We start from the raw sequence: 11575 nt of genomic DNA on the forward strand, positions 1-11575 counted from the left end.
TCAGGTCGTGAAGATCGACATCGAGGGCGAGGGCGACAACGCCACGTTCACCTTCACCGGCGAGGCCAAGAGCCCCTCGGTGCCCGACTCGGCGGCCTCGATCGCGGAGACGGTCCAGCACTGACCGTTCTGCGACAACCCGTACAACCTGTTCCACCCGAAGGGGCGCTCCGCGAGGGGCGCCCCTTCGGCGTGCCGGCGCACCACACGGCCAGAGGGGCGCCGAGATCTCCAGGTAAGGCGATCTCCAGGTAACACGCGCGCAACAGAGTAGACGAGAACCGGTATCACACCACCGAACGTAGTACTACACTTTGTAGAGTCAGACTGCGCCATCGGCATGCCGGTGACGCATGACGGGCCACTCGTGTCATTCCCGCGACGTACCTGAGATCCGCTGCGGGAGGGACGCGGTGGACCGGGCGTACGGGAGAGGCTCGGTCCGGCCGGGTGGATCCCGGTAGTAGGAGGACCGGCGTCCCATGCGGTCGGGACACCCCTCGTGGGTGAAATGGCGGTCCGGAAGTGCACAAGCCTTTGGAGGCTCCTGATGCGCCTGTTGCACGACGACGGGACGCTGGTTCACCTGGCCTACAACGCGGGCGTACATCCCGCCGAGGACCTGGAGAACCTGATCGCCCACCTCACGCGGTACGCCGTGCCCGTGCGCAGGAGGCTGGGCGTCGACCGGCTGGGGATCGGCCTGTGGCTCGCCCCCGCCGTGGCCGACCACCTGGTCGCCGACCGCATCGAACTCGTCCGGCTGCGCCGCTCGCTGGAGGAGCGCGGCCTGGAGTGCGTCAGCCTGAACGGCACCGGCGGGCGCAACCTCGACGTGCCGGGCCCCGACTGGGCCAAGCCGGAGCGCTACCGCTACACGATGTCGCTGGCGCGGATCCTCGCGTTCCTGCTGCCCGACGACGTGCAGTCGGGCGGCATCTCGACGATTCCCATCGGCTGGCGCCGCGACTGGCCCGCCGACCTGCACGCCATCGCCTCCCGCCGCCTCGAACGGCTCTCGCGGGAGCTTCGCGGCCTCTACAGCGTCACCGGCAAGACGATCCGGGTGGGCTTCGAGCCCTGGCCCGGGTGCGTGCTGGAGACCACGGAGCAGGCGCTGGAGCGCGTGTGCGACATCGACTCCGAGCATCTCGGCGTCTGCCTGGACGCCTGCCACCTGTCGTGCGGCGCGGAGGAGCCGGACGCGGCGCTGCGCGGGCTCGCTCTCGCGGGAGCGCCCGTGGTCAAGCTGAGCCACGTGCACGACCACGGCCAGGAGATCCCGAGCACCCAGCCCGTGCTCGCCGACACGCTCGCCGCGATCCTGTCGGGCGCGGTGAACGGCACCGCGCACGTCGAGGTGGAGGCCCACCACGGGACCACCCCCAAGGCGAAGAGCCCCGCCGCCCTCGTCGCGAAGCTCGCCGACGATCTCGACTGGACCCGCCGCAACCTCACCGCCCTCGGCCTGAAGCTCGCCGCCTGACGAACCGGTCAGGAGGGCAGCTGGTAGGTGCCGTCGGGCAGCGTCTCGGCCAGTCCGTCGTCGAGGAGGCCGTCCAGGGCGCGCTCCCGCTGCACGTGGTCGGCCCAGATGGCATCCAGCGCCTGCTTCGGCACCGGGCCGTGCGCCTCCCTGAGCACGGCGAGCAGGCGTCCCCGGCACTGCCGGTCGGTGCCCGCGTACGTCTGGCCCTGGCGGGCCGGGCCGTCGTGGGCGGGGCGGCCGGCCAGCCGCCAGGCGCACAGGGAGGTGACCGGGCAGCGCTCGCACCGGGGCGCCCGCGCCGTGCAGACCAGCGCGCCCAGTTCCATCACGGCGACGGCCCAGCGCGGTGCGCCGACCGGGGGCACCAGCGACTCCGCCAGCCGCCGCTCGGCCGCCGTGGGAGCCTTCGGCGGATACTCCTCGCCCCGGACGGCCCTGGCCAGCACCCGCCGCACGTTGGTGTCCAGCACGGCGTGGCTGCCGCCGTACGCGAAGCTGGCCACGGCGGCGGCCGTGTAGTCGCCGATCCCGGGCAGGGCCAGGAGTTCGTCGTACGTGGACGGCACCCGACCTCCGTGGTCCGTCGTGATGGCGCGCGCGCAGGCGTGGAGGTTGAGCGCCCTGCGCGGGTAGCCGAGCCGTCCCCAGTGCCGTACGGCCTCGCCGGGGGACTCCTTCGCGAGCGCCTCCGGAGTGGGCCAGCGCTCCATCCACTCGGCCCACACGGGCAGCACCCGGGCGACCGGCGTCTGCTGGAGCATGATCTCGCTCACCAGGATGCCCCACGGCGTCGCCTCGGGACGCCGCCAGGGCAGATCGCGGTTGTGCTCGGCGTACCAGTCGAGGATGGGTTCACGCAGGGAGGCGGACACAGCCCCGACCCTACCGAGCCGGCCGCACCGCGCGCGGCCGGACGGCGTGCTCCGCCGATGCCGTGCATCGCCGTCCAAGTCCGGAAAGGACCGGCAGGCCGATGACCTGGGAAAGCGCATGACACGGCGCGTTGTTTCCCCTGCCGCGCCACGTCTCCTCATACTGTCCGTATGGATCCGGACACTTTCCGTGGTGATGTGGGCGTCGAGGGGGCTGACGTCTACTGGCGCCGCCGGGTGTCGGTGCTCACGGGGATGCTCGTCGTGGTGGCGGTCGTGGCATGGGCGTGCAGCAGCGCCTCGGGACGGTCGGACGACACCGCCGCCGTCAGGGCGACGCCCTCAGACCGGCTGGTGGTCTCGCTTCCCGCGGGACTGCCCGCGAAGACGGCCGTCTCGGCCGCGATCCCGGGGCAACCGTCCCCGTCCGCGCCCGGCTCGGCCTCGCCCACGCCCGGCAGGCCCCGCCGTCCCGGCGACCCCTGCGACGAGAAGGACCTCGTGCTCGCCCTGCAGAGCGGGCAGGACGTGTACGGCAAGGACACCGCGCCGACGTTCCTGCTGACGGTCGTGAGCACGGGCAGAGTCGAGTGCACGGTGGACGTGGGGCCGCGCACCCTGGAGATGCGGGTGCTGTCGGGTGGCGAGCGGGTGTGGTCGACCGCCGACTGCGTGGCGGGAGACGGTGTGGACCGGCAGGCGCTGGAGCGGGGGATCCCCTTCGTCCGGACGGTCCGGTGGGACCGTCACCGGTCGGGCACCACCTGCGCCGGCAAGCGGGCGCCGGCCGATCCCGGGACGTACGTCGCGACCGCGCACGCGGGCCGGCTCAAGAGCCCGAAGGTCGTCTTCCACCTGCGGTGATCGGTCCGCGTGGGAGACGGGTCAGAGATAGCGCTCCAGGATGGACGACTCGGCGAGACGGGACAGGCCCTCGCGGACGCTGCGGGCCCGGGTCTCGCCCACGCCGCCGACGGCCTGGAGGTCGTCGGTGGTCGCGGCCAGCAGCTTCTGCAGGCCGCCGAAGTGGTCGACCAGCCGGTCGACGATCGCGCCGGGCAGCCGGGGGACCCGGCTGAGCAGGCGGAAGCCGCGCGGGCTGACGGGTGAGTCGAGGGCCTCGGCGCCGTGGTGGCCCAGGATCTGGGCCACCTTCGCCAGGTCGAGCAGGTCGCCGGAGGACAACTCGTCCAGCTCCCGGATCGCGTCGCCGTCCCCGTACGGGCGCGCGCCGAGCGAACCGGGGACGTAGTCGCGGATGATCTGGCGATGGTCGGTCTCCACCCCGGCGAACAGCTCGTCGAGCTGGAGGGACAGCAGCCGCCCGTCGGTGCCGAGCTCGACGACGTATCCCTCGATCTCCCGGCCGATGCGGCGGACCATCTCCAGGCGCTGCACCACGACCGCCACGTCGCGCACCGTGACCAGGTCCTCGATCTCCAGGGCCGACAACGCGCCGGAGACCTCGTCGAGCCGCATCTTGTAGCGTTCGAGCGTGGCGAGGGCCTGGTTGGCCTTGGACAGGATCGCGGCCGACTCCTCCAGGACGTAGCGGATGCCGTCGAGGTAGAGCGCGATGATCCGCATGGACTTGCTGATCGCGACGACCGGGAGCGACGTCTGCCTGGCCACCCGCTGGGCCGTGCGGTGCCGGGTGCCGGACTCGTTGGTGGGGATCGCCGGGTCGGGCACGAGATGCACCGCCGCGCGCACGATCCTGAGCTGGGCCACGTCGAGCACGATCGCGCCGTCCATCTTGGCCAGCTCGCGGAGCCGGGTCGCGGAGAACTCGACGTCAAGGGTGAAACCGCCCGTGCAGATGTCCTCGACGGTGCGGTCGTATCCGAGCACGATCAGGCCGCCGGTGTGACCGCGCAGGATGCGCTCCAGTCCGTCGCGCAGCGCCGTCCCCGGGGCGAGCGCGGCGAGCACCGCCCGTCTGCGCTCGTCGGCCGCCTTGTCGTTGTCCAGCACATGCACCTCGGTGGGCTCGCCCGATCGTCTCCGTGGGATCGTCTGTCTACCGGTCTTCTTGTCCACCGGTCCTTTGTCTGCCGGCCTCGCACCGTGAGGTTCGCGACGCCGCGAGGTTCGCGCCGCACTCCGCGGCCGGCCGGCCGAAGCCCCTCGGGGCTCGACGAAGGCCTCAGTTTACCCGCGGGATGTCATGCTCACCTGTGGCACAGCACACCCCACCTGGTTTCCTCCCCGGCTGGGGCCCCGATGCCGCCCGGCGGTCGAGCGCGGGCGGAGGCCGGAGCGGCGGTGGCGGCATACGGATTCGCTGCGTCAGCCCATGTGGTTGAGGGCGTCCCAGACGTTCTCGACCTCCGTCACCTCGAAACCCGGCGCGAAGGAGGTGGTGCGGCCGACCGGCGAGCGCAGCGCCACGAGGCGGCCGCGGTTCGCCGCGTTGTCCAGCCGTGGGGAGTCCTCCTCCAGCGAGCCGGACGGCACCAGGGCCCGGGTGAAACCCAGCCGCGCCGCCTCGGCCAGCCGCCGCCGCACCTCCCGTACGGGCCGCAGCTCACCGGCGAGGCCGACCTCGCCGAGCACGACGAGCCCCGAGGGCAGCGCCTGGTCGCCGGCCGCGCTCACGACCGACAGCATCAGCGCGAGGTCGACGGCCGGGTCGGTCAGCCGGATCCCGCCCACGGTCGCCGTGAAGACGTCACACTTGCCGATCTTCGCGCGGAGCCGCCGCTCTATCACGGCGAGCACCATCGCCACGCGGTAGGAGTCGAGGCCCGAGGAGGTGCGGCGGGGCTGCGGCGCCTCAGTGGGGCCGACCAGGGCCTGAAGCTCCGCCGGGAGCGGCCGGGTGCCCTCGATGGTGACGGTGACGCAGGTGCCCGGGACCGGCTCGGGATGGCGCGAGACGAACAGCCCGCTCGGGTCGGAGATCCCGGTGATCCCACGCTCGTGCAGGTCGAAGCAGCCGACCTCGTCGATCGGGCCGAAGCGGTTCTTCACCGCGCGCACCAGCCGCAGCCGCGAGTTGCGGTCTCCCTCGAAGTGGAGGACGACGTCCACCAGGTGCTCCAGCACGCGGGGGCCGGCGATCGTGCCGTCCTTGGTCACGTGGCCGACGAGCACGGTCGTCATGGCCCGCTCCTTGGCGAGGCGGACCAGGTTGCCCGCGACCTCCCTGACCTGGGTCACGCCGCCGGGCACGCCCGAGACGTCGGCCGAGCCGATCGTCTGGACCGAGTCGACGATCAGCAGACCGGGCCGCACCTTGTCCACGTGGGCGGCCAGCGCGGCCAGGTCGGTCTCGGCCGCGAGATAGAGCCTGTCCTCGATCGCGCCGATGCGGTCGGCCCGCATGCGCACCTGGGCCGCGGACTCCTCACCGGTCACATAGAGGACGGTCTCGCCTCGCGCGGTGCGGGCGGCGGCCTCCAGGAGCAGCGTCGACTTGCCGATGCCGGGCTCACCGGCGAGGAGCACGACCGCGCCGGGGACCATGCCGCCGCCGAGCACGCGGTCGAGCTCGGGCACGCCCGTCGTCCGCGCGCTCACCACATCGGCCTTGACCTGGCCGATGGGCACCGCCGGCGCGGTGACCGCGCCCGGCGTGACCACGCGGACACCCTGCCGGGCGCCGGCCTCCTCGACCGTGCCCCACGCCTGGCACTCCCCGCACCTGCCGACCCACTTGACCGTCGTCCAGCCGCACTCGCCGCACCGGTACGCCGGTTTCGCTGCCCTGCTCACGTGCGGGAGGCTACCGGTCGGCGCCGACAATCCGCTCCCGAAGCCGCCCGGGACGGCGCTCAGCTCTCCGGCTTCTCCGGTACGTAGAAGGCGGTGGTGCCGGCGACCGCGGCCTCCACCACGCCCTCCGGCGCGCCGGAGGCGAGGTACGCCTCACCCCATGCCGCGCTGCTGTGCGTCATGAGGGCACGCGCCTCGTCCGACTGCTCCCACGCCGAGGGGTCGTCGATCATGTTGCCCCGCAGGTGCAGACCGAGCCCGAGCAGCGCCAGGTCCCAGCCCACCCCGGTGGCCCCCGGCCCGAACCGGTCCCAGAACTCCGCCGGCACCACGGCGACGTGCTCCAGCTCGAACACGGTGCGGTCGTCGCCTTCGGGAGTGAGCCGCACCTCGACCTCGCTGAAGCCGGGGTTCTCGCCGAACAGCCAGCTCACCCGCAGCAGCTTCGGCGGCTCGCACCGCAGGATCTCCCCGCCCGCGTTGCCCTGGAGCTGGTAGTGCCCGCCGAGCTTCAGCTCGCCGGTCACCGGAAGGAACCAGCGGCCGATCCGCTCGGGGTCGGTGCAGGCGTCCCACACGTCCTCCGCGGCGGCGTCGTAGGTGCGCCGCAGCAGCACCGTACGAGCCTCCCCTTCCGGCAGTTCGCGCGTGCCGACCTTGCGGTGGACCTCGTTGATATCGTCGATGAAGTTGCTCATTGGCGCTCTTTCCCTACGTCGTGGACCTCGTGCCGGGCCGTCTCCCGGCCATCGGTGCCGCCGGGCCCCTGCCGGAGCCGCCGTTCCCGTTTTCCCCGCGCCAGTTCCGTGTCGAGCGCGTCGAGCCGCTGCTGCCAGAAGCCGCGGAACCGGTCGAGCCACGCGTCGATCTCCCGCAGCGGAGCCGTCTCGACTGCGTACAGCCGCCGCGTGCCCTCCGCCCGTACGGACGTCAGCCCCGACTCGCGCAGCACCCGCAGGTGCTGGGAGACCGCGGGCTGCGAGATCCCGAACTCGGCGCGGACGGCGGCGGTGACCGCGCCCGACGTCTGCTCTCCTTCGCTGAGCAGTTCCAGGATCCGGCGTCGCACCGGATCCCCCAGCGCGTCGAATGCGTGCACGGGTCCACTATGCCGAGGGCGGCTTATAAAAGTCAACGCTTATATAAGCCGTCCCCGGTATCAGAGATGGTCCACGAGGTCGGCGAGCAGCAGGCGCTTGGGCTTGGCGCCCCTGATCTGCTGGACGACCTCGCCGTCGCGGTAGAGGTTGAGTGTGGGGAAGCCGAGGACGTTGTAACGCCGCGCGATCTCGGGGTGGTCGTCGGCGTTGAGCTTGGCGACCGTGAGACGGCCGCCGAACTCGGCGTCGATCTCCTCCAGGATCGGGGCGATCATCTTGCACGGCGGGCACCAGTCGGTCCAGAAGTCCACCAGCACCGGCGTGGAGCTGCGCAGCACCTGCTCGTCGAAGTTCTCCGCGGTCAACGTGATCATGATTCTCCTCGTCGTGTCACCAGGCAGCCGGGGCAGGCCGAGGTGAGCTGGGCGGCCACCTCGGCGCGGCGGGCGAGCAGGTCCCGGATGCGGTCGTCGATCTCGGCCAGCTTGCGCTGGTACACCGCGACCGACTCGGGGCAGGAGCCGCCCGAGGGATGCCCCGACCTGAGGCAGTCCACGAACGGCCGGGCGTCCTCCAGGGTGAAGCCGACCGCCATCAGGGCGCGGATCTCGGTGACGAGCCGGACGTCCGACTCGTCGTACTCCCGGTAGCCGTTCGCCGAGCGGCGCGACCGGATGAGGCCCTGCTGCTCGTAGTAGCGCAGCGCGCGGGTGCTCACACCCGCGCGCCGGGCCAGCTCGCCGATCCGCATCGGTCTCCTCCTCGGCCCGCCCGCCTCCGGGCACGACGGTAAAGGTTGACGCCGGTGACAAGGTCAAGGGCGGAGCTCGGAATTCCCGCCACCTTCAGAATTCCCGCCACCTGAGGACGTTCGGATAGGAGATCTCCAGTCCGTCGCTCTCCCGCAGCGCGTCCTCGGCCACCTCGGGGGTGAACTCGATGCGCAGCACCGCCTCCAGGTCGGCCCGCGACTCGAAGGTCATGCGCAGGTCGAGCGGCTCGCGCCGCCAGCCCTGCCGCGACCAGAAGCGCTCCACCGCCTCGGGGGAGTACGACGGCACCGACCGGCGGAACCAGCGGCCGAAGGCGTCGCGGGAGGCGTCCACGTCCACGACGAACGCGACGCCGCCCCGGCGCAGCACCCTGCCGAGCTCGCGCAGCCCGGGTTCGCACCCCGGGCCGAAGAAGTACGCCCAGCGCGCCATGGCCACGTCGGCCGACGCGTCGGGCACGGGCAGCGCCTGCGCGGTGCCCGTCCGCACCGCGACGTTGGGCAGCGCCGCGCAGCGGGCGGCCGCCCTGGCGGCGAGGCCGCCGTGCGGCTCCACGCCCACGACCCTCGCCGCGTCGGTGGCGAGCGCCGGCAGGTGGAAGCCAGTGCCGCAGCCGATGTCGAGCACCGTCGCGCCGTCCCACGGCCGTACGGCCCTCATCGCCGCCTCCACCGCACCCGTCGGTCCGACGGCCCGGTTCTCCAGCTCGTAGACCTGGGGGGTGTTCCAGATGTTCGGGCTGGGTACGGCCCCGCTCACGATCCGTGCCATGCGGCCCACATTAGTTCGCGACCTTGGGTAGTTGATTGTGGCGAAGCGGCGCGCGGCGCGGGTGCGGCTTAGGCTGGATCCGTGAACGGGCGCAGGGAGCGAACGGACGGCCACGGCCACGGGACTGGAACGTGCCCGGGGGCCGCCAGGGGAGGCTGGCCTCATGAGTGACATCCGCGTGCCCAGCGGCGAGGTGGCGCTGTCGACGGCGTCGGTGTATCCGGAACGGACGCCGGACGCCTTCGAGCTGGCCGCCAGGCTCGGGTACGACGGCGTAGAGATCATGGTCGGACAGGACCCGGTCAGCCAGGACGTCGAGGTCCTCCAGCGGCTGCGCGACCACTACCAGATCCCGGTCCTGGCCATACACGCGCCCTGCCTGCTGGTGACCCAGCGGGTGTGGGGCCGCGACCCCTGGGTGAAGCTGCGCAGGGCCCGCGAGGCGGCCGAGCGGCTGGGCGCGCGGACGGTCGTCGTCCACCCGCCCTTCCGCTGGCAGCGCGACTACGCCAAGGAGTTCGAGAAGGGCCTGGCGCGGATGCGCGACGAGACCGACATCGTCTTCGCGGTGGAGAACATGTTCCCGCTGCGGGCGCGGGGCAACGAGGTCGTGCCGTACGCGCCGGACTGGAACCCCGTCGACTACGACTTCCCCGACGTGACCCTCGACCTCTCCCACACGGCCGTCTCCGGTTCGGACGCGATGGAGATGGCCACCAAGCTGGGCGACCGGCTGGCCCACCTGCACCTGGCCGACGGCCTGGGCACGACCAACAAGGACGAGCACCTGGTCCCGGGCCGGGGGACGCAGCCGTGCGCGCCGATGCTGGAGCGCCTGGCCGGAAGCGGATATCGCGGGCTGATCGTCCTGGAGATCAACACGCGCAGGGCGGCCAGCCGCACCGAGCGGATCGAGGACCTCACCGAGGCGCTCGCGTTCGCCAGGCACCACTTCGCCGCCTCCTCGACCGCCTCATGAACGACGGCCTCATGAGCGACGACGGCCTCGTGAACGACGGGCTCGTGGCTGACGGCCTTGTGGCCGACGGCCTCGTGAGCAGACGGCTGACCGGCAGCCACCGGGTGTTCGACCGCGTCTCGGAGGAGTACGACGCGACCAGGCCGCACTATCCGGAGGCCCTCTACCTCGCTCTGGAGGAGCTGTCGGGCATCCGGCTCGACGGTGCGACGGTGATCGACGTGGGGGCGGGCACCGGCATCTCGACCCGGGGGCTGCTCGACCGCGGCGCCCGGGTCGTCGCCGTCGACCGGGGGGAGCGGATGCTGGCCCGGCTCCGGGCCCGCACGACCTGCCCGGCCCTGCTGGCGAACGGCGACGACCTGCCCTTCCGCTCGGGCGTGGCCGACCTCGTGACCTACGCCCAGTCGTGGCACTGGCTCGACCCCGCGCTGTCGGTCGCCGAGGCCGTACGGGTGACCCGGGCGGGCGGCGCGGTCGCGGGGTGGTGGAACAGCGTGGACCCCGGCAAGGCCGACTGGCTTGCGGCCAACCAGGTGCGGATCGCCGAGTCCTGCCCGGGATACATCGGTCCGGTGCTGCCCGGGTGGAGCATGCCGCCCCTCGCCGCGGCCATGTCCGGCAGTGGTCCCGGCGGCGGTCTCGGCGGCGGTGTCGACGGCGGCCCTGACGGTGGCCTCGGCGCCGGTCTCGACGTGGCCGAGACCTGGGTCACCTGGACCAGGTCGGTGCGGCTGGAGGACTTCCTCACCGACCTGCGTACGCACTCCTACATGGCCAGCATGGACGGCGACGTGGTGGCGGACCTGCTCGCCCGGGAGCGCGCCGAACTCGGCCGCGTGTTCCCCGACGGCAGGCTCACCGTGCCCATGCGCGTGTACCTCGCGGTGGGACGCAGGGGCTGACCATGACCACGGAGGTCCCCGAGGTCCCCGAGGTCCCCGAGGTGCCGGAAAGCGGACGGCGGACGCGGCGGCCGGGCCGGCGTCCGGGCGCGGCGGACACGCGTGGGGAGATTCTGGCCGCGGCGCGCAGGGTCTTCGCGGAGAAGGGCTTCGACAAGGCCACGATCCGGGGCATCGCCCGCGAGGCCGGCGTCGACCCCGCCCTCCTCCACCACTATTTCGACAACAAGGAGGGCATGTTCGTCGCGGCCATGGAGTTCCCCGCGGACCCGTCGACGGTCGTGCCCATGCTCCTCGCGGGGCCGCGCGAGGAGATCGGCGAGCGGATCGTCCGCTTCATCCTCACGATGACGGCCGACCCGGCGGCGCGGGAGCGGGTGCTCGGGGTGATGCGGACGGCGATGGTGAACGAGCAGGCCGTCGGCATGATCCGGGAGTTCTTCGGCACCGCGATCCTGGGCCGGGTGGCCGAGGCGCTCGGCGTCCCGCCGCTGCGGACGGAGGCCGCCTTCGCCCAGATGTTCGGGGTGGTGATGATCCGGTACATCCTCGGGATGGAGCCGATGGCGTCGGTGGACGTCGAGGAACTCGTCGCGCTGCTGGCGCCGACGGTGCAGCGTTACCTCGACGGATGAGCGCCGGGACGGGCTCTCATCGGGGCTGATGAGCCGGTCGGGGCCCTGCTTACATTCGCGTAGAGCTTCGTTCTAGTCTGGTGCCGCCGGGCGGGAACGCTGTGACGCGCGCCACTCGCCCCGTGTGACAGGCATATGTTACTCGTCGGTACCATGCGGACAGCGGGTTTTCCACAGGGCTGGCCCCGGCCGTCCCGGTGAAGGCGCCGCGTGCTTATGGTGGCAGCCGACGTTGAAAGCGGGAGGGCTCGTGCTCTGGGTAGCGATAGCGATAGCCGGCCTCGTCGCGACCGCCGCCGCGGTCGTGTTGGCGGGCCGGCGGGTGCTGTTCCTT

13 protein-coding genes are annotated in these 11575 nt (G+C 72.3%); 5 read left to right on the forward strand and 8 right to left on the reverse strand.

Features of this window, described 5'->3' with window-relative positions; translation table 11 throughout:
- Nucleotides 1-550: 550 nt before the first annotated feature.
- Entirely contained in the window at nt 551-1486 is a 936-nt protein-coding gene (locus Mam01_RS35420) for a TIM barrel protein (RefSeq protein WP_204289593.1), read from the forward strand.
- A gap of 8 nt (nt 1487-1494) precedes the next feature.
- Here the strand turns inward: Mam01_RS35420 and Mam01_RS35425 are convergent, their stop codons facing one another.
- Nucleotides 1495-2361: an iron-sulfur binding domain-containing protein gene (locus Mam01_RS35425; protein WP_275409130.1), complete on the reverse strand. Its 867-nt coding sequence runs from the start codon at nt 2359-2361 to the stop codon at nt 1495-1497.
- A 171-nt stretch (nt 2362-2532) separates the two neighbouring features.
- Here Mam01_RS35425 and Mam01_RS35430 point away from each other — a divergent pair, with 171 nt between their 5' ends.
- Nucleotides 2533-3225, forward strand: a complete 693-nt coding sequence (locus Mam01_RS35430) for a DEAD/DEAH box helicase family protein (RefSeq protein WP_204289595.1) — start codon at nt 2533-2535, stop codon at nt 3223-3225.
- A gap of 21 nt (nt 3226-3246) precedes the next feature.
- On the opposite strand, the gene disA is transcribed toward Mam01_RS35430, so the two are convergent.
- From disA to Mam01_RS35465, 7 genes are all read right to left on the reverse strand, one after another.
- Complete coding sequence (gene disA / locus Mam01_RS35435) at nt 3247-4401, reverse strand: DNA integrity scanning diadenylate cyclase DisA (protein ID WP_239101863.1); 1155 nt, start codon at nt 4399-4401, stop codon at nt 3247-3249.
- Nucleotides 4402-4650: 249 nt separating this feature from the next.
- A complete protein-coding gene (gene radA, locus Mam01_RS35440; RefSeq protein ID WP_204289596.1) occupies nt 4651-6078 on the reverse strand; it encodes a DNA repair protein RadA in 1428 nt (475 codons plus the stop codon).
- A 59-nt stretch (nt 6079-6137) separates the two neighbouring features.
- The gene (locus Mam01_RS35445; RefSeq protein WP_150940689.1) at nt 6138-6776 is read right to left on the reverse strand and encodes an SRPBCC family protein; all 639 of its coding nucleotides are present in this window, start codon (nt 6774-6776) and stop codon (nt 6138-6140) included.
- Nucleotides 6773-7177, reverse strand: coding sequence for an ArsR/SmtB family transcription factor (locus tag Mam01_RS35450; protein WP_204289597.1), 405 nt, complete (start codon nt 7175-7177; stop codon nt 6773-6775). The genes Mam01_RS35445 and Mam01_RS35450 overlap by 4 nt, the downstream gene beginning before the upstream one ends.
- 60 nt (nt 7178-7237) lie before the next feature.
- Nucleotides 7238-7552, reverse strand: a complete 315-nt coding sequence (trxA, locus tag Mam01_RS35455) for a thioredoxin (RefSeq protein WP_150940694.1) — start codon at nt 7550-7552, stop codon at nt 7238-7240.
- Nucleotides 7549-7929 (reverse strand): MerR family transcriptional regulator, encoded by a 381-nt coding sequence (locus tag Mam01_RS35460; protein ID WP_150940697.1) that lies wholly within the window; start codon nt 7927-7929, stop codon nt 7549-7551. The genes trxA and Mam01_RS35460 overlap by 4 nt, the downstream gene beginning before the upstream one ends.
- 94 nt (nt 7930-8023) lie before the next feature.
- Nucleotides 8024-8722 carry a class I SAM-dependent methyltransferase gene (locus Mam01_RS35465; protein ID WP_204289598.1) on the reverse strand — a complete coding sequence of 233 codons (699 nt, stop codon included), beginning with the start codon at nt 8720-8722 and terminating at the stop codon, nt 8024-8026.
- 163 nt (nt 8723-8885) lie between these two features.
- Here Mam01_RS35465 and Mam01_RS35470 point away from each other — a divergent pair, with 163 nt between their 5' ends.
- From Mam01_RS35470 to Mam01_RS35480, 3 genes are read left to right on the forward strand one after another with little or no spacing between them, the layout of a single operon-like run.
- On the forward strand, nt 8886-9701 hold the full coding sequence (locus Mam01_RS35470; RefSeq protein ID WP_204289599.1) for a sugar phosphate isomerase/epimerase family protein: 816 nt from the start codon (nt 8886-8888) through the stop codon (nt 9699-9701).
- 11 nt (nt 9702-9712) lie between these two features.
- On the forward strand, nt 9713-10606 hold the full coding sequence (locus tag Mam01_RS35475; RefSeq protein ID WP_204289600.1) for a class I SAM-dependent methyltransferase: 894 nt from the start codon (nt 9713-9715) through the stop codon (nt 10604-10606).
- A gap of 2 nt (nt 10607-10608) precedes the next feature.
- Nucleotides 10609-11241 (forward strand): TetR/AcrR family transcriptional regulator, encoded by a 633-nt coding sequence (locus Mam01_RS35480; protein WP_204289601.1) that lies wholly within the window; start codon nt 10609-10611, stop codon nt 11239-11241.
- Nucleotides 11242-11575 lie beyond the last annotated feature (334 nt).

Source organism: Microbispora amethystogenes (assembly GCF_016863015.1).
Lineage (GTDB): Bacteria > Actinomycetota > Actinomycetes > Streptosporangiales > Streptosporangiaceae > Microbispora > Microbispora amethystogenes.

Bases quoted from the DNA above. Each gene is read 5' to 3' on its own strand.
- Mam01_RS35420 (WP_204289593.1), top strand. From the start codon at position 551: ATGCGCCTGTTGCACGACGACGGGACGCTGGTTCACCTGGCCTACAAC.
- Mam01_RS35430 (WP_204289595.1), top strand. From the start codon at position 2,533: ATGGATCCGGACACTTTCCGTGGTGATGTGGGCGTCGAGGGGGCTGAC.
- Mam01_RS35445 (WP_150940689.1), bottom strand. From the start codon at position 6,776: ATGAGCAACTTCATCGACGATATCAACGAGGTCCACCGCAAGGTCGGC.
- trxA (WP_150940694.1), bottom strand. From the start codon at position 7,552: ATGATCACGTTGACCGCGGAGAACTTCGACGAGCAGGTGCTGCGCAGC.
- Mam01_RS35460 (WP_150940697.1), bottom strand. From the start codon at position 7,929: ATGCGGATCGGCGAGCTGGCCCGGCGCGCGGGTGTGAGCACCCGCGCG.
- Mam01_RS35465 (WP_204289598.1), bottom strand. From the start codon at position 8,722: ATGGCACGGATCGTGAGCGGGGCCGTACCCAGCCCGAACATCTGGAAC.
- Mam01_RS35470 (WP_204289599.1), top strand. From the start codon at position 8,886: ATGAGTGACATCCGCGTGCCCAGCGGCGAGGTGGCGCTGTCGACGGCG.
- Mam01_RS35475 (WP_204289600.1), top strand. From the start codon at position 9,713: ATGAGCGACGACGGCCTCGTGAACGACGGGCTCGTGGCTGACGGCCTT.
- Mam01_RS35480 (WP_204289601.1), top strand. From the start codon at position 10,609: ATGACCACGGAGGTCCCCGAGGTCCCCGAGGTCCCCGAGGTGCCGGAA.